The 22223-nt window shown below is 72.6% G+C and carries 21 protein-coding genes, 1 tRNA gene and 1 pseudogene; 13 read left to right on the top strand and 10 right to left on the bottom strand.

Annotated elements, in window-relative coordinates:
* Positions 1–238 precede the first annotated feature (238 nt).
* Complete coding sequence (locus AW16_RS0109305) at positions 239–1807, bottom strand: glycosyl hydrolase family 18 protein (protein WP_029289865.1); 1569 nt, start codon at positions 1805–1807, stop codon at positions 239–241.
* Between the two features lie 433 nt (positions 1808–2240).
* On the opposite strand from AW16_RS0109305, the gene AW16_RS0109310 reads away from it, so the two are divergent.
* The 6 genes and pseudogenes from AW16_RS0109310 to AW16_RS0109330 all read left to right on the top strand — a co-directional run bounded on the left by AW16_RS0109310 (position 2241) and on the right by AW16_RS0109330 (position 8082).
* A complete protein-coding gene (locus AW16_RS0109310) occupies positions 2241–3155 on the top strand; it encodes a pseudouridine-5'-phosphate glycosidase (protein ID WP_029289867.1) in 915 nt (304 codons plus the stop codon).
* Positions 3155–4015, top strand: a complete 861-nt coding sequence (locus AW16_RS0109315) for a carbohydrate kinase family protein (protein ID WP_029289869.1) — start codon at positions 3155–3157, stop codon at positions 4013–4015. Before AW16_RS0109310 ends, AW16_RS0109315 begins: the two co-directional genes overlap by 1 nt.
* Before the next feature lie 40 nt (positions 4016–4055).
* Positions 4056–5159 (top strand): DNA glycosylase AlkZ-like family protein, encoded by a 1104-nt coding sequence (locus AW16_RS0109320; protein WP_029289871.1) that lies wholly within the window; start codon positions 4056–4058, stop codon positions 5157–5159.
* 95 nt (positions 5160–5254) lie between these two features.
* Positions 5255–5359 (top strand): annotated as a pseudogene (locus tag AW16_RS18915) (DUF2510 domain-containing protein); the annotation flags it as partial.
* Between the two features lie 186 nt (positions 5360–5545).
* Positions 5546–5998, top strand: coding sequence for a hypothetical protein (locus tag AW16_RS18775; RefSeq protein WP_231496006.1), 453 nt, complete (start codon positions 5546–5548; stop codon positions 5996–5998).
* 119 nt (positions 5999–6117) lie between these two features.
* Positions 6118–8082 carry a carboxypeptidase-like regulatory domain-containing protein gene (locus AW16_RS0109330; protein WP_029289874.1) on the top strand — a complete coding sequence of 655 codons (1965 nt, stop codon included), beginning with the start codon at positions 6118–6120 and terminating at the stop codon, positions 8080–8082.
* A 99-nt stretch (positions 8083–8181) separates the two neighbouring features.
* Here AW16_RS0109330 and dhaK read toward each other — a convergent pair whose 3' ends face one another.
* From dhaK to AW16_RS0109350, 4 genes are all read right to left on the bottom strand, one after another.
* The gene (gene dhaK, locus AW16_RS0109335) at positions 8182–9177 is read right to left on the bottom strand and encodes a dihydroxyacetone kinase subunit DhaK (RefSeq protein WP_029289875.1); all 996 of its coding nucleotides are present in this window, start codon (positions 9175–9177) and stop codon (positions 8182–8184) included.
* Positions 9178–9274: 97 nt separating this feature from the next.
* The gene (gene dhaL, locus AW16_RS0109340) at positions 9275–9895 is read right to left on the bottom strand and encodes a dihydroxyacetone kinase subunit DhaL (protein WP_231496003.1); all 621 of its coding nucleotides are present in this window, start codon (positions 9893–9895) and stop codon (positions 9275–9277) included.
* On the bottom strand, positions 9892–10671 hold the full coding sequence (locus tag AW16_RS0109345) for an HAD-IA family hydrolase (protein WP_029289878.1): 780 nt from the start codon (positions 10669–10671) through the stop codon (positions 9892–9894). The genes dhaL and AW16_RS0109345 overlap by 4 nt, the downstream gene beginning before the upstream one ends.
* Positions 10668–11522, bottom strand: coding sequence for a class II fructose-bisphosphate aldolase (locus AW16_RS0109350; RefSeq protein ID WP_051681828.1), 855 nt, complete (start codon positions 11520–11522; stop codon positions 10668–10670). The genes AW16_RS0109345 and AW16_RS0109350 overlap by 4 nt, the downstream gene beginning before the upstream one ends.
* Before the next feature lie 126 nt (positions 11523–11648).
* Here AW16_RS0109350 and AW16_RS0109355 point away from each other — a divergent pair, with 126 nt between their 5' ends.
* The 3 genes from AW16_RS0109355 to AW16_RS0109365 all read left to right on the top strand — a co-directional run bounded on the left by AW16_RS0109355 (position 11649) and on the right by AW16_RS0109365 (position 14715).
* Complete coding sequence (locus AW16_RS0109355) at positions 11649–12383, top strand: GntR family transcriptional regulator (RefSeq protein ID WP_197021597.1); 735 nt, start codon at positions 11649–11651, stop codon at positions 12381–12383.
* Positions 12384–12509: 126 nt separating this feature from the next.
* Positions 12510–14570 carry a hypothetical protein gene (locus tag AW16_RS0109360; RefSeq protein WP_029289884.1) on the top strand — a complete coding sequence of 687 codons (2061 nt, stop codon included), beginning with the start codon at positions 12510–12512 and terminating at the stop codon, positions 14568–14570.
* Positions 14571–14639: 69 nt separating this feature from the next.
* A tRNA-Lys gene (locus AW16_RS0109365) sits at positions 14640–14715 on the top strand.
* 8 nt (positions 14716–14723) lie between these two features.
* Here the strand turns inward: AW16_RS0109365 and AW16_RS0109370 are convergent.
* The 3 genes from AW16_RS0109370 to AW16_RS0109380 all read right to left on the bottom strand — a co-directional run bounded on the left by AW16_RS0109370 (position 14724) and on the right by AW16_RS0109380 (position 17751).
* A complete protein-coding gene (locus AW16_RS0109370; RefSeq protein WP_029289886.1) occupies positions 14724–15107 on the bottom strand; it encodes a barstar family protein in 384 nt (127 codons plus the stop codon).
* Between the two features lie 33 nt (positions 15108–15140).
* Positions 15141–16583, bottom strand: a complete 1443-nt coding sequence (locus AW16_RS0109375) for a collagen binding domain-containing protein (RefSeq protein WP_029289887.1) — start codon at positions 16581–16583, stop codon at positions 15141–15143.
* A 100-nt stretch (positions 16584–16683) separates the two neighbouring features.
* A complete protein-coding gene (locus tag AW16_RS0109380; RefSeq protein WP_231496004.1) occupies positions 16684–17751 on the bottom strand; it encodes a C4-dicarboxylate ABC transporter in 1068 nt (355 codons plus the stop codon).
* A gap of 86 nt (positions 17752–17837) precedes the next feature.
* Between AW16_RS0109380 and AW16_RS0109385 the strand changes: the two genes are divergently transcribed.
* Entirely contained in the window at positions 17838–18764 is a 927-nt protein-coding gene (locus AW16_RS0109385) for a LysR family transcriptional regulator (RefSeq protein ID WP_051681829.1), read from the top strand.
* Positions 18765–18772: 8 nt separating this feature from the next.
* On the opposite strand, the gene AW16_RS0109390 is transcribed toward AW16_RS0109385, so the two are convergent.
* Positions 18773–19378, bottom strand: a complete 606-nt coding sequence (locus AW16_RS0109390) for a TetR family transcriptional regulator (RefSeq protein WP_029289893.1) — start codon at positions 19376–19378, stop codon at positions 18773–18775.
* Positions 19379–19451: 73 nt separating this feature from the next.
* Here AW16_RS0109390 and AW16_RS0109395 point away from each other — a divergent pair, with 73 nt between their 5' ends.
* The 3 genes from AW16_RS0109395 (at position 19452) to AW16_RS0109405 (ending at position 21304) form a co-directional block, all read left to right on the top strand.
* The gene (locus AW16_RS0109395; protein ID WP_029289895.1) at positions 19452–19871 is read left to right on the top strand and encodes a hypothetical protein; all 420 of its coding nucleotides are present in this window, start codon (positions 19452–19454) and stop codon (positions 19869–19871) included.
* Between the two features lie 81 nt (positions 19872–19952).
* Entirely contained in the window at positions 19953–20723 is a 771-nt protein-coding gene (locus tag AW16_RS17685) for an STAS domain-containing protein (RefSeq protein WP_051681830.1), read from the top strand.
* Between the two features lie 26 nt (positions 20724–20749).
* Complete coding sequence (locus AW16_RS0109405) at positions 20750–21304, top strand: dihydrofolate reductase family protein (RefSeq protein WP_029289899.1); 555 nt, start codon at positions 20750–20752, stop codon at positions 21302–21304.
* Here AW16_RS0109405 and AW16_RS0109410 read toward each other — a convergent pair.
* Positions 21301–22197, bottom strand: coding sequence for an LLM class flavin-dependent oxidoreductase (locus AW16_RS0109410; protein ID WP_029289901.1), 897 nt, complete (start codon positions 22195–22197; stop codon positions 21301–21303). The two genes, AW16_RS0109405 and AW16_RS0109410, sit on opposite strands and share 4 nt — an antisense overlap.
* Positions 22198–22223: the final 26 nt, after the last annotated feature.

The following is a 22223-nucleotide window of genomic DNA, read 5'->3' as shown; positions in this document are numbered from 1 at the left end:
GAGCCACATCCCACCCGCTCGCACCGAGGGCCGCGTGGGGCGCAGCGACGGGGTGTGTGCCGGGGACCCGTGAGCCGTGGCCCGCGACGGGTGCGCGGTGACGCGGCGGGGGCCGGGACGGCCGCAGTGCCGTCCCGGCCCCCGGCCGTCGTGCAGGTGCACCCGGGCACGCCCGGTGCACGCGAACCGCCGGACCCCCGTCCGCCACGCACTGCCGACGGGGGCCCGGCGGTGGTCGTCAGCTCAGACCGCTCTTCATCGCGGAGATGAGCTCACCGTTCGAGGTGTCGCCGGACAGCTCCCAGAAGAAGCTGCCGCCGAGACCCTTGTTCTTCGCCCAGGCCATCTTGCTGCCGATGGTCGCGGGGGTGTCGTAGCTCCACCACTCGCTGCCGCACTTGGCGTAGGCCGTGCCGCCGACGGTCCCCGTCGCAGGGCACTTGTTCTTGAGGACCTTGTAGTCTTCGATGCCCTGCTCGTAGGTGCCGGGGGCTGCGCCGGTGGCCGCCCCGCCGGGGGCCGACTGCGTGACGCCGGTCCAGCCGCGACCGTAGAACCCGACGCCCAGCAGGATCTTGTTGGCGGGCACGCCCTTGGCGATGAACTTGTTGATCGCGTCCTCGGCGTTGAAGCCGGCCTGCGGGATGCCGGGGTACGACGTGAGCGGCGCGTTCGGGGCCGTCGGGCCCTGCGGGTTCCACGCGCCGAAGTAGTCGTACGTCATGGGCATCAGCCAGGACAGCTTCTGGGTCGCCGTGGCGTAGTCGGTGGCGTCGATCTTGCCGCCGTTGCTGCCGTCGGCCGTGACCGCCGCGGTGACCAGGAAGCTGGAGCCGAACTTGTTGCGCAGTGCCGTGATGACGTTGTTGAACGCGTTCGGGCCGCTCGAGTCGCACGACAGGCCGCAGGCGTTCGGGTACTCCCAGTCGATGTCGATGCCGTCCCACAGGCCGGCCCAGCGCGGGTCGTTGAGCAGGTCGTAGCACGACTGCGCGAAGGCGGTCGGGTTGGCCGCGGCCTGCGTGAAGCCGGACGACCAGGTCCAACCACCGAACGACCAGAGGACCTTGAGGTTCGGGTTGGCCGCCTTGAGCTTCTTGAGCTGGTTGAAGTTGCCGCGCAGCGGCTGGTCCCAGGTGTCGGCGACGCCGTCGACGCTCTGGTCGGCCGTGTACGCCTTGTCGTAGTCGGCGTACGAGTCGCCGATCGAGCACTTGCCGCCCGTGGTGTTCCCGAACGCGTACAGGATGTGCGTCAGCTTCGACGCGCTGCCCGAGGTCTTGATGTTGTTGACCTGGTAGTTGCGTCCGTAGACACCCCACTCGGCGAAGTAGCCGACGAGCTTCTTGCCGCTCGGGTCGACCGTCGGCGTGACCGTCGGGGTCACGGTCGGCGTGACCGTCGGGGTCACGGTGGGCGTCGTCGTCGGCGTCGTGGTGGTCGTCGGGCTGGTCGTCACGGTGCCGCCGGTACAGGTGGCGCCGTTGATGGTGCACCCGGTGGGCTGCTTGAACGGGCCGGAGCCCACCCAGCCCCACGTCTGCGAGGCACCCGGCGCGAACGGCCCGGCCCAGCTCTTGGACGTGACCTTGTAGTGGTTCCCGGTCTTGACGACGTCGGCGTCCCACGAGCTGGTGACGGCTGTGCCGGCCGGCAGGTCGAACTCGAGGGTCCAGCTCGCAGCGGACTGCGACGAGCCGTTGGTCACCGTGATGGACGCCTGGTGGCCGGAGCCCCAGTCGCCCGCGGCGGCGAAGCTCGCGGTGAAGGTGCCGGCCGCGTCGGCCGACGAGGGGAGCGCCGCCATGACGGCGACGACGAGCCCACCGGCGACGGTGGACGCGAGGGCAGCGGCACGTCGTCGTGACCGCTGGCGGGGCTGTGCGGGGGTGGTTCCAGCCGGTGTCCCGGCTCGTCTCGCGAAGTGCATCGGTGCCTCCGTGGTGACGCATTTGGAAAGGGGGTTTAGTAAGGATCGGTAACTAATCCTCGTTCCACGAACCTATCCGCACCGGGTGAAATCGGTCAACGATTCCGACAACATCCGGCGAAACGGATTGCAAGCGATCGACAACCCGTTTCGGGCGAACGTCACGTGAACCTGTGCCTGACCTGTGCGAACGCCGTAGCCCGGGTCGGAGGGCCCGGACCGGGACGCACGGGTCACGTAGGTTGGTCCCGACGGCGCTCGTCGCCGTCCTCCGTGACCCGGTACCCCCGCACGAAAGGCGCGCACGACGATGCCCACCCCCGCCATCCACGTCTCCGACGAGGTCTCCTCCGCCGTCCGCGAGGGCCGCCCCGTCCTGGCCCTCGAGTCGACGATCTTCACGCACGGGCTCCCCCGTCCGCGCAACCTCGACGTAGCCCTCGAGGCGGAGGCCGGCCTGCGCGAGCAGGGCGTCGTGCCCGCGACGATCGGCGTCTACCAGGGCGTCCCCACGGTCGGGCTGAGCACCGAGCAGATCACCGACCTCGCCGGCACCGACGGCATCGCCAAGGTCAGCCTGCGCGACCTGCCGGTCGCCTCGGCGCTGGGCCTGCACGGCGGCACGACCGTCGCCGCGACGGCGTTCCTCGCGCACCGCGCGGGCGTGCGCGTCTTCTCGACCGGCGGCCTGGGCGGCGTGCACCGGGGGGCCGCGGAGTCGTTCGACGAGTCCGCCGACCTCACCGTCCTCGCGCGCACCCCGATCCTCGTGATCAGCGCCGGTGTGAAGTCGATCCTCGACGTCGCCGCGACGCTCGAGCGCTTCGAGACCCTCAACATCCCGGTGCTGGGCTACCGCACCACCGCGTACCCGGGCTTCTACGTGTCCGACTCGGGCTTCGAGGTGAACTTCGCGGTGGACTCCCCCGAGCAGACCGCGGACGTCATCTCCGCGCGCGACGAGCTGGGCCTCGAGCAGGCGATCCTGCTGGCCAACCCCGTCGCGGCGGACAAGCAGCTGCCGCCCGAGGAGCTCGACGCGATCCTCCAGCGCGCGTGGACCGAGGCGGACGCCCAGGGGGTGCACGGCAACGCGATCACGCCGTTCCTGCTCGACTTCATCCAGCGGGACACCGGCGGCCGCAGCCTCGACGTCAACGTCGAGGTGTACCGCGGCAACGTCGCGCTCGGGGGCCAGGTCGCCGCCGCGCTCGTCGCGCGCTGATGCTCGCCGTCCTCGGTGACCTGGTCGAGGACGTCGTCGTCTGGCTCGACGAGGACCTGCGGACCGGTACCGACACCAGCTCGCGCGTGTTCCGCACCCGCGGCGGCTCGGGTGCGAACGTCGCCGCGTTCGCGGCCGCCGCGGGCACGCCGACGCGGTTCCTCGGATGCGTCGGCGACGACCGCCTGGGTGCGGCGCTCGTGGACGGGATGACGGTGCTCGGCGTGGACGTCCGCGTCGAGCGCCGCGGTTCGACGGGCACTGTCGTCGTGCTCATCGACGCGTCGAGCGAGCGGACGATGCTGCCCGACCGCGCGGCCGCACGCGAGCTGCGCACGGTGCCCGACGAATGGCTCGACGACGTGTCCCTGCTGCACGTGTCGGGCTACGCGTTCGCGGACGGCCCCGCCGCGGCGGCGGCCCTCGACGCCGCGCGTCGCGCACGTGCGCGCGGAGCGCTGACCAGCGTCGACGTCGCCTCGACGGGGATGATGGAGCACTACGGTGTCGACGAGTTCCATCGCCTGCTCGTCGACCTCGCGCCCGACGTCCTGCTCGCCAACGCCGACGAGGCCGCGTGCCTGGGGCTGCTCGGCCCGGGGCGCGGGGGGCTCGACGCGACGACGGTCGTCGTCAAGGCCGGTGCCGACCCGACGACGGTGCTCGCGCCGGGCGCCGATCCGCTCGTCGTGCCGGTGCCGCCCGTGGCCGACGTCCGCGACTCCACGGGGGCGGGCGACGCGTTCGCCGCCGGGTTCCTCGGCGCGCTCATCGACGGCGCGGACCTGCGCGGGGCGTGCGAGCGCGCGCACGCGAGCGCGGCACGGGTGCTGGCCAACCCAGGGGCGACGCACGCCTGACCCCGGCGCGTGTCAGTGGGCGCGCGTAGGGTCGCGCCGCATGGGACCGCTGGAGCTCAGCCGCGCCGACGCGCGCCGTGTCGCGGTGCGTGCGCAGGCCCTCACGGCGGACCGACCGGACGGCCTGCTCGACGCGGTGGACCGCGTCTCGCTCCTGCAGCTCAACCCCACCGCAGCGATCGCGCCGAGCGCCGACCTGGTGCTGTGGAGCCGGCTCGGCTCGTCCTACGACCCACGCGACCTCGAGGACGCGGTCGCGACGCACCGCCTCTTCGACCTGCGCAACACCCTGCGCCCGGCGACCGACCTGCCGCTCTACCGGGCCGAGATGGCCGAGTGGCCGGGTCCGCCCGAGGGACGCGGCTGGCAGGTCGCGAACGCGCGCTGGCTGCACGACAACCGTCGCTGTCGAGACGACATCCTCGACACCCTGCGCGCCGACGGCCCGCTGCCCGCGGGCGAGCTCCCGGACACGTGCGTGCGCCCGTGGCGCTCGTCGGGATGGAACAACAGCCGCAACGTCACGATGATGCTGGACCTGCTGACGCAGACCGGCGACGTCGCGGTCGCGGGCTGGGACGGGCGCACGCGGCTGTGGGATCTCGCCGACCGCGTCTACCCGTTCCAGGCGTACCCGGACGTCGTCGAGGCGCGGCGACTGCGCGACGAGCGGCGGCTGCATGCGCTCGGCATCGCCCGCAGCCGGGGGCCGCAGTGCCCGGTCGAGCCGCTCGACGTCGGCGAGGCCGGCGAGCCCGCGGTCATCGAGGGCGTGCGCGGCTCGTGGCGCGTGGACCCGGTGTGGCTCGATGCCGGCCCCGCGCGGCCGCGGGTCGCGCTCCTGTCGCCGTTCGACCGCCTGCTGCACGACCGCAAGCGCATGACCGAGATCTTCGAGTTCGAGTACGCGCTGGAGATGTTCAAGCCGGCGGCCGCGAGACGCTGGGGCTACTACGCGCTCCCGGTGCTCGTCGGCGACCGCCTCGTCGGCAAGCTCGACGCGACCGCGGACTCCGCGCGCGGCGTGCTGCGCGTGGACGCCCTGCACCTGGACACGGACCTCACGGCCGACGAGCAACGGGCGGTCGACGACGAGATCACCGACCTCGCGCGGTGGCTCGACCTTCGCATCGAGCGCGCGTGACCTCGGCCTCGGAGTCGGTGCGTCGTTGGTCCGTGCGGGCGGTCCACAGGCGCGCACGGTGACCTGCCGCGTCCGCGTCTGGCACGATCCGACCCGTGGACGACGGACCGGCACCTGGGTGGTACCCCGACGGCGTGACGCCCGGGGTGCTGCGTTGGTTCGACGGGACGGGGTGGACGGAGCACACCGCGCCCGTCGCGCCTGCTGCTCCGGTCGCTCCGGTCGCGCCCGCTGTTCCGGTCGCTCCGGTCGCGGAGCCGCCCGTGCGCGCCGCGTCGCAGTCGTGGGCACCGCAACCGACGAGCTCGCAGGCCGCCGTGTCCCCACCGTGGGCGTCGCAGCCCGACTGGGCGACCGGCGCGACTCAGGCCGGCGGATCGCCGTACGTGCCTGATCCCCGTTTCGACCCCGCTGCGGCCGCAGGCTCCGCGGGCTCGCCCTCGCTGTTCGACCGTCGCAGCGTGGTCGACCAGGTCGAGTCGAGTCCCGAGTTCGCCCGCCACCGGCTCGCGGACGCGCGGCGCCGCCGACGGCGGGCGGTCGGGCTCTACTGCACCGCGGTGGGACTGATGCTGCTCGTCGGCGGGCTGGACGTGCTCATGCGCGGACCGGGCACCGAGTGGTACCTGGCGTGCCTCGGTGTCGTCGTGCTGCTGTCCAAGGCGTCGCGCGACTACCAGCGCGGGGTGTTCCGCGGGGCTCCCCCCTTCTCTGCGCTCACCTGGGTGGTCGCCGTGCTCCTGCTCCTGGCGGGGCTGGCCGCGATGAGCGCTCCGTGGTTCGCGGTGAAGAACGACGTCGACGAGATCAGCCGACTGGTCGACCAGCAGGTCGGCTGACGGTCACGACTCACGACCGGACTCCGACTGAAGGCGCCGTCGGCACGGATCAACGGGCTTTGTCGCAGCAGCTCCGAGAACACGCCCGCAGCCGCGGCCGTGCGCGTATCGTCACGCGAATGACGAGGACCACGCAGGTGGAGCTCGACCGAGCGGTGCGGACGAGGCGCGGGGGGTGGTTGGCGGCCGGCCTCGCCGCCGTGCTCGCCCTCGTCGCGTTCGGGGCCGCACCCGCCGACGCCGCCACCACCGGCACCGCGACCGTGACGGTCCGAGCGACGACTGCCGGCGGCGTGCCGATCCCGGACGCGGCGATCCGGCTCACCGCTCCGGACGGCTCGGCGACGCCAGGCATCCTTGCGGACAGCACCGGGGCCGACGGCACCGTGACCTTCACCGACGTCCCGCTCGGCAGCTACCGGGTGTGGGGCGAGGTCGACTTCGATGCCTCGGACCGGGACGCCGACCGCGCGCTCACCGTCGCGGGCGACACGTCCGTGTCGCTCGCAGTCCCCGGGGTCCAGGCCATCACGGGCACCGTCACCGACGCGGCGACCCGGGCGCCCGTCGCCGGTGCCTACGTCCTGGCCGAGGCTACGCACGCGACCGAGGACTACACCAACTACGCCGGCGCGCAGACCTCGGCGACGGGCACCTACGCGCTCATCGTGCTGCCGGACTCGTACCGGGTGTCCGCGTCCACAGCGCACGCCAGTCCGGTCTACTACCGGAACACGGACCGGACGCTCGCAACGCTCTCGGTCGTCTGGGACAAGGACCGCACCGGCATCGATCTGGCAGTCGCCGCCGACTCGGTCGTGACCGGCAAGGTCACCGGTCAGGGCAAGGCGGTCCGCGGCGCGACCGTGGACCTGCCGCCGATCAGCGAGTCCACGACGAGCTCGTCGGGCGTGTTCACGACGAAGGTCCAGCCTGGCGCCTTCACCGCTCGCGTGTCGACACCTGCCTCGCGCGGCTTCCTGACGACGTACTCCGGCGGCACCGTCCGTGCGCCGGACGCGCGTCCGTTCACGACGTACTCCGGCGCCACCACCAGGCTCGACGTCGCACTCGTGGCGTCCGCTGCCCTGACGGGCAAGGTCGTGACGGCCTCGGGCAAGCCGTTGCGCAACGTGTCCGTCGCAGCGACCAACGGGGACCGAACCGGGAGCGCCCAGGCGATGACCGACAAGCACGGCGTGTACGTGCTCCGCGGGCTCGCCACCGGGAAGGTGCACGTCACGTTCGCGCGCCTCGATCGCAAGATCCCGAGTGCCACCGTCAGCGTGAAGCAGGGCACGACCACCAGGCTCACGACCAGGGTCGCTGCGTGGTCGCCGTTCGTCGTCGTGACGGGCAAGGTCACAGGGCGCGCCGTCGACGACCAGGCGGTCGAGCTGATCAGCTCGTCGCACCGCGTCGTCGCGTCCGCCACACCCGACAGGAGCGGGCGCGTCACGTTCTCCCTCGTTCCCGCCGGCACGTACCACGTGGTCGTCGTCGGCACGAACCTGAGCAAGAAGGTCGTCGTCACGGCGGGCAAGCAGGCGTCCTTCGGCACGATCGCGCGCGGCACGCTGCACAAGATCTCCGGCGTCGTGCGATCGGCCTCCGGCGCGCCGGTCGTCGGCGCGACGGTCACGATCACCGACGCGTCCGGCACACGGACCGATCCCGCCGAGACCGACGCGCACGGCCGGTTCTCGGTGGTCGGCGTCGTGACCGGCACGTACACGGTGCGCGCCAAGAGCAGGAGCACGGCCGACGGAACCGCGACCGTGAAGGTCCTCGTGCACCGTGGCAAGGACCGCACGGGCGTCTCGGTCCGGCTGCCGCGCGCCGCGACCCTTCAGGGCGTGGTCAGGAACAGCCACGGGAAGGTCGTCGCGGGCATCACCGTGAAGGTCGACGGTCGCACGACCACGACCGACGCCCGCGGCCGCTGGGTGCTGCACGGCGTCACGCCGGGTACGCGGACCGTGGCGTTCACCGATCGGTACACGGGCGGCTACCACTCGACGTCGCGCACCGTGAAGGGCACGGCGGCCAAGACGACCACGATGTCGACGGTCCACGTGCACTGACCGGCCGGCTCGTGGACCCGCCGGCGGCGTCGACCATCGTGCCGGGCCGCGCTGATGGGCTGACCTCGCGCGGCCCGGCACGTGTGCACGAAGCGGGGGTCAGAACACCCGGATCGCGATCTCCGCGGGCGCCTCGAGCAGCCGGGCGATCTCGTCGTCCATCTTCACCAGCGTGAGGCTCGCGCCCGCCATGTCCAGCGAGGTGCAGTACTCACCGACGTACGACCGCCAGACCTTGATGCCCTTCTCCTCGAGCTTGCGGTGGGCGATCCCGTAGAGGATGTAGAGCTCGCTGATCGGGGTGCCGCCCAGGCCGTTGATCATGAGCGCGACCTCGTCGCCCGACTCGTACGGCAGGTCCGGCACCACCGCGCCGAGCAGCTCGTCGACGATCTCGTCGGCACTCACCAGCTTCGCGCGGCGCCGCCCCGGCTCGCCGTGGATGCCGACGCCGACCTCCATCTCGTCGTCCCCGAGCTCGAACAGCGGCGAGCCCTTCGCGGGCGGCGTGCACGGCGTGAGCGCGATGCCCATCGTCCGGGTCACGGAGTTGACCTTCTCGCCGATCCGGACGATCTCGTCCAGCTCCGCACCCTCCTCGGCCGCTGCACCGACCGCCTTCATGACGAAGAAGTTGCCCGCGACGCCGCGCCGGCCGACCGTCCACGTCGAGTCCTGCACCGCGACGTCGTCGTTGATGAACAGCGTCTTGACGTTCATGCCCTCGGCCTCGGCGAGCTCCTGGGCCATCTCGAACGCCATCTTGTCGCCTGTGTAGTTGTTCACCAGGAGCAGGACGCCCTTGTCGGAGCGCAGCAGCTTCGCCGTCTCGAGCACGTACTCCATGGGCGGTGCGGCGAACACGTCCCCGGGGCACGCGCCGTCGAGCATCCCCTTGCCGACGACCATGACGTGGGCGGGCTCGTGACCCGATCCGGAGCCCTGGATGATCGACACCTTGTCCTGCCGGGGTGCGTCGGCCCGCATGATGAGGTTGTAGTCGGGCACGTAGGTGAGGGTGTCGGGGTTCGCGAGCGCGATGCCGGTGAGCATCTCGGGCACGAAGTTCCGCGGGTCGTTGACGAACTTCTTCATCGCTGGCTGCCTTTCCGCACGTCGTCGTGGGTCTGCTGCTTGGATCGCGCTCCGTGCCTGCCCCTGCACGCCCTGCACCCGCCTCGTCGGGCGACGATCACCACCCCTCGGCGATCTTCTCCGCGAGCACGGCCACGGCCGTCGCCCCCGGGTCGACCGAGCCGATGCTGCGCTCGCCCGTGTACGCGGCCCGGCCGCGGCGCGCCTGCAGCTCCTTGGTCGCGTCGGCCGCCGTACGTGCGGCGGTCGCCGCAGCCCGCGCGACGTCGGCGGGCGACGAACCCGCGGCGAGCTCCCGCTCGATCGCATCGGTCATCGGCACGAGCGCGTCGATGAGGGTCTTGTCCCCCAGGTCCGCGCCGCCGCGCGCCTTGATCCCCTCGACCGCGGCGCGCAGCATCGCGACGACGTCGTCGCCCGAGACGTCGTGCTTGCCCTTGACCACTCCCGCGGCCCGCAGCACTGCGGTCCCCCAGATCGGCCCCGACGTGCCGCCGATGCGGCCGCTCATCGTCACCGCGACCTTCTGCAGGAAGGTCCCGGCGTCCGCGCGGTCGAACCCGTCCCACTGGTCGCGCACGTTCTCGAATCCGCGCGCGAGCGAGTAGCCGAAGTCGCCGTCGCCCGCGACGGAGTCGAGGTCGCTGAAGTACCGCTCGTTCTCGATGCACTGGTCCGTGATGGTGCGCATCACGTACTCCACGCGTTCCTGGGTCACGCGAGCTCCTTCGTCCGGGCGGTGAGCAGTGCGGTGAGGGTGGCGAGATCGACCCGGCCTGCGGGTTCGACGCCGTACGGGTCGGCGAGCACCGTCGTCGGATCCGCGGGCGGGTCGCCGAGCGAGTCGACGACGAGCGCGGCACCCGTGAAGTCCTCGTCGGCCGTGTAGCTGCTGACCGTGACGACCGTGGTGAGCCCGCCGGCCGCGAGCGCCGCGCGCAGCCCGTTCGAGCTGTCCTCGACCACCACCGTCTCGGCCGGCCCGACGCCGAGCTCGCGCAGGGCCAGGTCGTAGATGTCGGGCGCCGGCTTCTTGGCGGGGACCACGTCCCCCGCGAACACCGCGAAGTCCCGCGCCCGCTCGACCCCGACCGCGTGCTCGAGCACCGCGCGGACCGACGCCTCGGCGGACGTGGACGCCACCGCGAGCGCCCAGCCCGCGGCGGCCGCCTCCTCGACGATCCGCGCGATCCCCGGCCTGGCGGGCAGCACCCCGTCGGCGACCATCCGTGTGTAGATCTCGGTCTTCGTGCGGTGCCAGCGTGCGACCAGCTCGCGGCGCTCGTCGGGGTCGGTGGGCATCCCCGGCGCGTCGTCGAGCACCGTCGCCAGCCGCTCCTTTCCCCCGCCGATCGCCAGCAGCTCGCCGTACCTCTCCTGCGTCCAGCGCACGGGCACCCCGAGCCGCTCGAACATGGCGTTGAACGCGGGCAGGTGCCCGTCGCGCTCGGTGTCGGCCAGCACGCCGTCGCAGTCGAACACGAGCGCGTTCATGCCCGACCTGCCGAGCCGAACTCCTCGATGTGACCCGCGACCGCGGCCTGCACCGCTGCCGAGATGTCGCGGAACATGCTGGGCGGGTCCCACCTCCCGCTCGCCCGGGCGCCCGCCAGGTGCTCCTCCGCCGAGCGCATGTACGACGTCTTCACGGCCGTGGAGATGTTGATCTTCGAGCAGCCCGCGTCGATGAACGCCCTGAAGTCCTCCGCCCGCAGCCCCGTGCCGCCGTGCAGCACGATCGGCCGGTCGGTGAGCGCCGCCAGCTCGCGCGCGCGGTCCGGCCGCAGCACCGGCGCGGCCTTGTACTCGCCGTGCGCGGTGCCCAGCTGGGGCGCGACCAGGTCGACGCCCGTCCGCTGCGCCACGTCCGCGAGCTCCTGCACCGAGTACGCGTGCAGCGCGACGTCCGACCCGACGCCGTCCTCGACGCCGATGATGTTCTCGATCTCCGACTCCACCTCGACGCCCGCGGCGTGCGCCTGCGCGACCACCTCCGCGGTCTCGCGCTCAGCGGTCGCGAGGCCGCGGTCGGACGCGTCGAACAGCACCGACGACCACCCCGCGGCGACCACGTCGGAGATGACCGCGCGGTCCGGGCAGTGGTCGAGGTGCAGCGCGACGGGTACCGGCGCGTCCTTCGTCGCCAGCCGGAACATCGTCGTCATGAGCTCGGTGCCCACGGACCGCACCGTCTTCACCGAGACCTGCACGATCAACGGCGAGCGAGCCGCGACAGCGGCCTCGACCACCGCCCGCAGGCTCAGGTCGTCGAGCACATTGACCGCCGGCACGGCGTACCCGTGCTCCCGGCCGGCCCGGGCGAGCTCCAGCGTCGATGCGAGCACGCGACCCCCTCGTCCGTCTCGTCGTTTGCATCCCGATCCGGCGGCAGTCTATACAGGTGCAGTCAGGTGCGGTCAACGGGTCGGATGGTCCGGCTACGATGCGGGGACGACGAAGGGGGCGGACGCGTGACCGAGGTGCTGGAACGAGACTCCGCGGTGCCCCTGTACGTCCAGCTCGAGCAGATCCTGCACGCCAAGATCGTCGACGGGCAGTGGCTGCCCAACCAGCGCATCCCGTCCGAGAACGAGCTCAACCGCATGTACGGCCTGAGCCGCATGACGGTCCGCGGCGTCCTGACCAAGCTAGTCAACGACGGCCTGCTCGTGCGCGTCCCCGGCAAGGGCACGTACGTCGCGCCGCAGAAGATCGACACCCTCTCCCCCGCCTACGGCGGCGTGCGCGAGCAGCTCGAGGGCCTCGGCTACCCCACCACCACGCGCCTCGTGTCGTTCGATCTCGAGAGCCCGTCGTCGGGCGTGCGGTCCGAGCTGGGGCTGGGCGAGGGCGAGCAGGTCTGGACGATCGTGCGCGTGCGGTCCGTGCAGGACGAGCCCGTCAGCCTGCACCGCTCGCACGTCCCGGCCACGCTCGCACCTGACCTCGACCGCCACGACGTCGTGTCCGAGCAGCTGTGCGTCGTGCTCGAGACGAACTACGGGCTGCCGATGAAGCACGTCAACGAGCACCTCGAGGCGCACGCCGTGAGCCCGATCGAGGCGAAGCTGCTCGAGATGCGGCGCGGCGAGCCGGCCCTGCTGCTGCACGACGTGATCTCCGACGGGCGGTCGGCGCCGTTCGAGTACTCGTCGATCGTGTTCCGCGGGGACAAGATGCGGCTCCGGTTCGACTACGAGCGCTAGTCGCACCGCTCCGCCCGATGCTGTCTGAGGGCAGACGTCAAGGCACAATGACGCGCTGCCGATGACATCGGTACCCCGATCGACAGGACGACAGTGCCCTCCACCCGCCGCGCTCCGCGCACTCTGTTGACCCTCGCGCTCGCGATCCTCGCTTCCACCGGCGCGATCAGCCCGACCGTCGCCGACGACACGACGACCGACCGGCTCACCTGGGCCGTGACCGTGCCGGACGGTCTCGACTCGATCGACGCACGCGTCACCGACTCCGACGGCACACAATGGGGATACCCCACCGTGCGCACGCTCGACGGTGTCGCGACGTTCACGCTCGACTGGCCGCGCGTCGGCCCGCACGGGGATCCCGTGGTGCAGGTCCTGGTGAGCACCGACGACTACGTCGGCGGCTACGTCGGCGACGGAGCACTCGTCGGACCTCGCGAGCGCGCGGTCCCCGTCCACGCGCCGGCCGACCTCGGCACGTTCTCGCTGCGTGCTGCCGGGACGATCACGGTTCGCACGCCCGCGGGCTCCGATCCCGCTCAGGTCGGGGTCAGCGCGATCGGGCCCGACGGCAACTCGGGCTTCTCGTATCCGATGGCCGACGACGGCACCTACCGCGTCCGGCGCCTCGACCCCGAGCTCACCTACCGCCTCCAGGTCACGACCGGCCCCGCCTCGACAGTCGTCGGCGGGTGGGTGACGTCCGACGGACGGACCTCGGACCTGGCGACCGACGCCGGCGCGTTCACGGCGGGGTCCGACGTGGACGTCGTGCCGGACCCAGCGGCGACGATCTCCGGCACCCTGCGCCACGCGGACCGCCCCCTGAGCGCCGGGGTGCGCTGGACCGTGCTCACGACCGCCTCGTACGGCGGCCGCGTGTCCAGCAGCACGGTCGCATCCGACGGCACGTGGTCGGTCGGCGGTCTGCGCGCAGGCGCCCGGTACACCGTCTGCTTCCGCGGCTGGGAGAGCAGCGACAACGGATGTGTCGGCGAGGTCGGCGCGCGCGTCACGACCCTCGGGACCGAGCTCGCGGCGCCGGCGTCGGGTGTCGACGCCGTCGTCTGGCAGTCGATCAACATCGCGGGCTCACACCCCGCGATGGTGGGTGATCTCGTCGTCGACGGAGTGCTCTCCGTCGCGGCCCCGACCTGGGACACACCAGAAGCCACGACGAGCTACACGTGGTACTCAGACGGGCGCGTCGCTCACGGCACCGTCACGTCCGACGCTTCGGGGTCGTCTTACCGCGTGGCACCCGACGATGTCGGGCACATCGTCTGGGTCACCGCGACCGCGACCGCTCCAGAGCACCTCGACGGCAGCTATACCCCCGCCTCGTGGTGGACGGTCAGCGCGGGCGCGTCTCCGAGCGGACTCGTCGACATCTCCGGCGAGCCGCGCGTCGGGTCCCGGATCACGGCAGCGCCCAGCGGCTGGGACGCTGGAACCGCACTCACCTACACCTGGTCGATCGATGGCCGAACCGTCGGCACCGGTGCGACGTTCACGCCCACGCCCGCCCAGCTGGGCAAGCTCGTCGAACTCAAGGCGACCGGCACCCGCCCGGGCCACGATGTCGGGGGCGCGACCGCAGCCTTCGGCGTCCTCGAGGGCAAAGCCCCGCGCGCGCTCGTCGCGCCCCGGTTCGTCGGCACCGCTCGTTCTGGGTCCACGATCACCGTCTCGCCGGGCACCTGGGACTCGCCCGACGTCCGCTTCGCCTACTCCTGGAAGTCCGGCAACGTCACCAGCTCGGACAACCACTCGGCCAAGAAGCTGATCGACCTGTCCGACGTGGGCCGCAAGATCCATGCGCACGTGGTCGTCTCCCGCCCGGGGTACGCGTCGACGTCGTTCGACCTCACGTCGGTCACCATCCCGAAGGTGCGACCGACCGTCACCGCAAAGCTCGCCGACCGCACCGTACGCACGTCGTCGCGCGCCAAGGTGGTCGTCAAGGTCACCGGCAGGATCTGGTCGAGCGGCACCGTCAAGGTCCGGTACGGATCGCACTCGGTGACGGCGAAGATGACGAGCGCGTCGAAGAACAAGGTCACCGTGACGCTCCCCCGCCTCAAGCACGGGACGTACAAGGTCTCCGCGTCGTTCACCCCGTCCGGGACGACGGCCAAGGTGCTCACGTCCGGCAACTCGGCGACGACGAAGCTCGCGGTGCGCTGACCGCGACCGAGGCGAGCGCCACGCGGCGGCGTCCTCACGGGCCGGGAGGTAGTTACGCTCGCCTGGTCAGGGCCTCTAGCTCAATCGGCAGAGCAGCGGACTTTTAATCCGCGGGTTGTGGGTTCGATCCCCACGGGGCCCACCACCGCACGGCTACTCCAGCCGCAGCTCGATCTCCGGGTACTCCCCGAAGATCTCCAGCACGATGTCGAAGTACGTCCGCCCGCCGCGCTCGAGCTCGTCGAGGTCCGCCTGCAGCCGTGCTGGGTCGTACCCAGGGCGGGACGCGCGCGACGCGATCCACCCCCGCGTCGCCTGGACCCCGAGGGCGGCCCGGCTGGCGGGGTGATCGCGCCACACGACGACCGGCGCGGGATCGTCGAGCAGCGCCCCGAACCCGCCGTGCAGCATGTCCGCGAGCGCGTCGAGGCTCTGCCCGAGGCGCCAGTCTTCGTCTGCCATGAATACCCGGTTGAGCTCGTCGTAGAACGTGCGGATGTCGCGGACGTGCGACCCCTCGATCGTGTGCACGGCCATCGCCCGAGTCTCACAGGTGGGTGAGGGCGTCGCTCAGTGCAGCGTGACCGACAGCGTCGTCGTCTTCCCGGCGGTGACCGTCGCGGACCGCGAGGCGTTCCGGTAACCGCCCGGGTACCAGTCCTCGAAGCCGACGGTCCACTTCCCCTTGCCGAGACCCGTCAGCGTCCAGCGTCCGTGGTCGTCCGTCTGCACCTGGAGCGTGCGGTCGGTCGCGCTCGCGGCCCGGACGTAGACACCCTCGACGGGTTCGCCATGGGCGTTCTTCACGACGCCGCTGACGGTCCCGCCCGTGTGCGTGGAGACGACGACACCGGTGACGTCCTGGTGGCCGGTCGCCTTGACGGTCTTCGTGCCGGTGGCGTAGCCGGCGGAGGGGCGCGAGGCAGTGACCGTGTACGTCCCGCCGAGCACCCAGATGACCGAGAAGCGCCCCTTCGAGTCGGTCGTCGCGGTTCCGGATCTCGTTCCGTACGCGTCCGTCACTGCGACGTCCGCGTGCGCCAGGGGCTTGCCGGAGGGCGTGCGCACGGTGCCGGAGAGCTTCTTGCGGTTCGCGCGCTCGATCGTCCCGAAGGAGGCGGTGCTGCTCGCCGAGACGACGACCCGCTTGCTGACGTTCGTCCCACTCAGGACGACGCGGTACGCGCCGTGCGGGAGCCCTGTGAACCGGACGTTCCCCGAGCGGTCCGGGGTCCCCGTGCGGACCTGGCGCCACTTCGTGTCGAGGAGCACGACCTTCTGGTCGTACGGACGGGTCGCCTTGATCCGGCCCGTGATCGTCGAACCCTGGTGGATCGAGATGCGGCCGACCTGCACGGTCGAGCCCTGCACCGCGGTAACGGTCCTGGTCGACGTGACGGTCTGCGCGCCCGGTGCCGAGACGACGACCGGGCCCGCGGGCAGACCATCAAGCTCGTACGCGCCGGTCGCGTCGGTGGTGCCCGCGACCTCACCGACGCGGTCGAGGTTGCTCGCCACGACGTTCGCACCCTTGACGGGCTTGCCATGGTCGTCGACGACCGTTCCGGCGACCGAGGCACCGGCGATCAGCTCCACGTCGGCGGTCACGGCCGAGCCGGGCGTGACCTTCAGCAGACGCGCGTCCCAGTCGCGGACGGTCCCGCCGTAGAACGTCCAGAGCGAGGACTCGGGCGTGCCGCCCGTCGCGCCCACGGTGTACGTGTGCGGGTACGCCCCTGAGTCCACCTCGATCGCGTAGTGCCCGTCGGCGTCCGCACTTCCGTGCGCCACCGTCTCCCACACGTCGTCGTCGGTGTACCAGTCCATCACCTCGACGTCGGCACCGGGCACGGGGCTGCCGTGCATCGTGATGGTGCCCGAGACGGTGACGGTCGGCGTGTCGGCGGCAAGGGCCGGCGCGGTCCCGCTCAGGCCGAGGACGAGCGCCCCGACCGCGACGGCCGCCGCGGTCGCCGTCGCCTGGTGTCGCACCGACAGGTCTCGCACCTTCATGGTTGCCCCCCGCAGTCGTCGTCGTCAGGCTGACGGTACCGCGGCCGGGAGCCCACCGGTGGCGCTCATGTGCAGGAGCTGTGGGGCCACCGTGGACGCTTCACGCCGGCAGCAGCACGCGCGTCACGACGACGCCCCGCCAGGTGCGCGCCGCCACCGTCGCCCAGACCACGACGAGCACGAGGTACGCCGCGAGCGCGACGTCGGCGAGCGGGCGCGCCCCCGTCCGCACCGCGAGCGCCGAGAGCCCCGTGACGCACGTCCCGACGGGGAACGTGAACGACCACCACGGCAGCCCGAACGGCGGACGGGCGGCGAGCGTCAGCCGCAGCGCGACACATGCCCACACCGCGGCGGCGGTCAGCACGACGACGCCGAACGCGACCGCGACACCGCGCGCGAGCCGGGCGGCGGACGGGTCGACGAGCGCCGCGTCGCCGGCCATGAGGTTGGCCGCGGTCACCGACTGGCCGAGCGGGCCGAGCACGATCCACAGCGTCGGCACGAGCGCCACGGTCCCGAGGTGGCCGCCCCGGACGGCGCGCACCACCCCGGGCAGCACGAGGAGCGTCCCGACGAGCCCCGCGACGAACAGCACGACGAGCGCCACCCCGAACGGCCCGCGCTGGTGGGGCGGGACGTGCGGCAGGAGCACCGCGCCGGTGGCCGCGGAGACCATGGGCGGGACGACGGGCATGAGCCTGCCGGCGAACGGCGGGTGCGGCTCGTGCCGGGTCGCGGCGACGACGGGGACGACGACGGCGGTCGCGAGCCCGAGCACGGTGCCGACCGACCACAGCGCGGCGTCGACGAGCACTGCCGTACGAGCGCCGAGCAGCGGTGGGCCGACGACGAGCGCACCCGCCCCGACCGTCATGATCGCCATCGGCGGCGCGCCGTAGAAGTGGGCCATCACCGGGTCGAGCACGTGGGCGCGCGCGGCGTCGCGGTGCCGCACCCAGTGCACCGCGGTCGCGACGACGAGCACGAGCAGCAACGTCGCGGCGAGCACCCACACTGTCGTCGCGAACGGTCGCACGCCAGGGAGCGCGCGCGGGAGGCCGGCGCCGGCGGTCGCGACGATGCCCGTGCCCATGACGGAGGCGAACCAGTTGGGTCCGAGCCGGCGGACGCCGATCCGAGGGCGCGTGGGGAGCTGCTGGAGCACGTGCTCAGCCTGGTCGGGCGCCGAGGCGGCCGGTAGACGAGAGACGTTGTCCGGGCACAAGCGTTACTTGTGACACCCTGGGCGCCATGACGGACCTGACGGCGATGCGCGTGCTGGTCGCGGTGGACGAGCAGGGCAGCATCTCGGCTGCGGCGCGGGCACTCGGGATGAGCCAGCAGGCGGTCAGCCAGCGCGTCCGGGCCACCGAGCGAGAGGTCGGCGCGCGGCTCGTCGACCGGTCCGCGCGCGGGTCCGAGCTGACGACGACCGGACGCGTCGTGGCGTCGTGGGCCGCCGAGGTCGTCGAGGCCGCGACCCGCTTCGACGTCGCGGTCGCCAGCCTGCGCGGCGAGGGTGCGGCGGCGCTGCGGGTCGCCGCGAGCCTGACCGTCGCGGAGCACCTGCTGCCCGCGTGGCTCGTGCGCCTGCGCGCGACCGGCGTTCCCGGGACGCAGGACGTCGAGCTCACCGCGGCGAACAGCGCTCGCGTGCTCGAGCTCGTGCGCGACGGCGCGTGCGACATCGGCTTCGTCGAGACCCCGCACGTCCCGGACGACGTCCGCTCGCGCGTCGTCGCACGCGACGAGCTCGTCGTGGTCGTCGCGCCCGACCACCCCTGGGCCTCGCGCGATGCGATCACCGGCGCCGAGCTGTCTGCCGCGCCCCTCGTCGCACGCGAGGCGGGTTCGGGCACGCGCGCCGCGTTCGAGGCGGCGCTCGCCGGAGCTCTCGGCGCCGACGCCGTCCGCACCCCCGCCGCGCAGCTCCCGACGACCGCCGCGGTCCGCGCCACGGTCGCCGCCGGCAGCGGCCCGGCGGTGCTGAGCCGGCTCGCCGTCCGCGAGGCGCTCGCCGCCGGCAGCCTCGTCGAGGTCTCGGTCACCGACGTCGCGCTGGACCGCCCGCTGACGCTCGTCTGGTCCCGGTCGCTCCCCCGCGTCCCGGACTCGGCCCGCGCGCTCGCCCGCATCGTCGACGAGGCCCACGGCCCGTCCACCGGCGGGCGGCTCTGACCGGGCACTCAGCGCAGGATCAGGTGCAGCCCGGCGTCGAACGCGTCGTCCGGCGTCGCGCCTGACGACACCGCCAGCGCGAGCAGCCGCGCCACGGCGGGGTACCGCTCGTGGAACGACGCCGCCGTCTCGTCGTCCATCCGCCCGACAGCGGCCGAGTCCTGCTCCTCGATGACGTGGCCGAACGTGTAGTGCAGCGAGGTGTAGACGCGCACGGCCGCGTCGAGGAGGTCGAGGCCCGCGACCTCGGCGGCCGCGAGACCGTCGTCGACGAGCCGCTCGAGGGTCGGAACCCGCAGGGGCGTGGCGCCCGTGACGAGCCGGGCGCCGTCCGGGTAGGCGAGCATCGCTGCGCGCAGCGCCCGGAGCCGGTCCGCCCACCACGGCGCCCACGGCTGCACCCCGTCGAACGGCGGGAGGCCGGGCACGCGCTCGGCGAGCACCGACTCCGCGACTGCGTCCAGCAGCTCTCGCTTGCCCGCGAAGCGCCAGTACACGGCGGGCGCCTGCACGCCGAGGCGCGTCGTGAGCGCGCGCACCGTGACGGCATCGAGCCCTCCCTCGCGCAGGAGGTCGAGGGCCGCGTCGAGGATCTGCTCGGTGTCGATCGCCATGTCGGGGTTGACTCTATAACACCGCTATACCTATCGTCGGCATCGTTGCTATAACACCGCTATAGGAGGAACGATGACGACGCTCGTGGACGCCATGCAGGACTACCTCGACGCCGGGGTAACGATGGACCTCGCGCGGCTCGACGCGGTGTACGACGACGAGTTCGAGAACCTGCGGATCGACCAGGCCGGTCAGGTCGTGCGGATCACCAAGCCCCAGCTCATGGCGCGGTTCGGCCAGCTCGCGGCGCAGGGCCTCACGATGGAGCCGGCGGACGACGCGTCGTTCCCGACGACGACGGTCGTGGGCGACACCGGCATCGTCGTCATGCGCCGCGTGAAGGACGGGCGTCCGGTGCTCTACGCGTTCGTCTGGCGCATGCGTGACGACCGCCCGACGACGATGCTGCGCGAGCTCACGTTCGAGGAGGACCTCACGGCCCTCGTCCGGATGATCGAGGAGGCGACCCGCGCCGCGGGCGCGACCGCCTGACGGACCCGCGAGGACGCGCGCCGGCGCTCGCCACGACGTACGCTCGGCGGGCCGCCCCCCTCCACCCCGGGAGTACCTCCGGTGCCGATCGACGTGACCGAGACCGACGACGACCTGCCCATGGCACGGCCGCCCGCGGGGTACACGCTGCTCGACGAGTGGACGCTCGGCTCGGCCGACGAGCTCGCGTCGCTCCGGTCGGACCTCGGCCGTCGGCTGGAGGCCGAGGGCGCGTCGCCCACGGAGTCGCTCGACGACACCCCCAGCAAGATCGTGCTCATCGCGTCCGAGCTCGCGACGAACGCGCTGCACCACGGCCTGCCCCCGACGCTCGTGCGGCTGCACCGGCGGGCCGGGTCGTACCTGCTCGAGGTGGCCGACCACGACGTGGCGGTCACGCCGGTGTTCGCCGGCCGCCGGGTGCTGGGAGCCGGCGGGCTCGGGCTGCACCTCGCGCGCGAACTGTCGCTCGACGTGGGCTGGTTCGCCGACGCCAGCTCGAAGACGGTGTGGGCGGTCTTCGACGAGGCACCCGACGCAGCGATGCGCCAGGCCGGGTCGGTGAGCGTGCGCGACGACGGCGTCGTCGTGCTCGTCGGCGAGATCGACGCCGCGCTGAGCGAGCGCCTCGAGGACGTCGCGCACGGCGCCGAGGACGGACACCTGCGGCCCGCGCTGACGATCGACGCGTCGGACGTGACGTTCGTCGACTCGACGGTCGTGCGCTTCATCGCGCTCACGTACCGGTCGTCGGGCGAACGCGTGCGGATCGTGGGCGCGCCCGAGCGCCTGCGCTTCCTCGTCGAGGTCATGGGCGTGCGCGACCTCGTCGACCTCGTCGACCAGCCCTGAGCCGTTCCGAGCGCAGGAGAGCCCGCATGCTGACCTACTCCGCGATCACCTCGCTCGACGGGTACGTGAACGACGCGTCCGGCGGGTTCGGCTGGGCCGCACCCGACGACGAGGTGCACCGGTTCGTCAACGACCTCGAGCGCACCGCCACCACCTACCTCTACGGCCGGCGCATGTACGAGGTCATGGCGGTGTGGCAGACGATCGGCGACGACGACCCGACGACCGCCGACTACGCACGCATCTGGCGCGACGCGGACAAGGTCGTCTTCTCCTCGACGCTCGCCGCGACGACGACCCCGCGCACGCGGCTCGAGCGCCGCTTCGACCCGGACGCGGTGCGGGCCATCCCCGGCCACGTCACCGTCGGCGGCCCCACGATCGCGGCGCACGCCCTGCGGGCGGGGATCGTCGACGAGATCCGGCTGTTCCTGCACCCGGTGGTCGTCGGCGGCGGCACCCGCGCTCTGGCCGACGACCTGCACGCCAGACTCACGCTCGTCGACGAGCGCCGGTTCGGCAGCGGGGTGGTGCACGTGCGCTACCGCGTGGACCGCGACGATCGCGACGGCGAGAGCTAGGCCGCCCGGATCGACGGCAGCCGCGACGCGAGCTCCTCCAGCACGCGCTCGGAACCCGCGTACACGCCCTCGGCGCGCGGCCAGTGCACGACGACGTCGTCGAACCCGAGCGCCGCCGCCCGCTCGATGCCCTCGAGCACGAGGTCGGTCGAGGTGAGCGAGTAGATCGGCGCGCCGTCGAGAGACAGGTAGCGCCGCAGCGGCACGTCCCGCCCCACGGACGCCTCGATCGCGCTGACCTGCGACGACACCTCCGCGAGCCCGCTCCACCACGCCTCCTGCGCCGCGGCGGGGTCGTCCTGCTCGTCGGGTCCGAAGCTCGGTCCGTAGGTCACCCACCCGTCGCCGAGCCGCGCCGCGAGCGTCATGGTCCGCGGGCCGGCGGCGGCGACGACGAACGGCGGTCGCCGCTCGGGCACCGGGATCATCCGCGCCTCGTCGGCCGTGTAGAACTCGCCCGCATGGCTCGTCACGGGCTGCGTGAGCAGCTGGTCGAGCACGCCGACGAACTCCTCGAACCGGCGCGTGCGCTCGCCGCGCGTCGGCGCGGGCCCGAGCACGCGCGCGTCGAACCCCTCACCCCCGGCTCCGAGCCCGAGCAGGAACCGGCCGCCCGACACGTCGTCGAGCCCGAGCACGTCCTTGGCGAACGGGACCGGGTGGCGAAAGTTGGGGGACGCGACGAACGTGCCCAGATCGATGCGCTCGGTGACGGCCGCCGCGGCCGCGAGCAGCGGCACGGTCGCGAACCACGGCTCGTCGGCGAGCGAGCGCCACGCCAGGTGGTCGTAGCTCCAGGCGTGGTCGAAGCCCCACTCCTCGACCTGGCGCCACCGGTCACGCGCGACCGACCAGCGCTCCTGCGGGAGCAGCACCACCCCGACCCTCACCATGCGACCGACCCTAGCGAGCGGGTCCG

The organism is Cellulomonas sp. HZM (assembly GCF_000708885.1).
Lineage (GTDB): Bacteria > Actinomycetota > Actinomycetes > Actinomycetales > Cellulomonadaceae > Cellulomonas.
The sequence above is the reverse complement of the archived record's forward strand: the minus strand, read 5'-3'. Positions and strand labels throughout refer to the sequence as shown.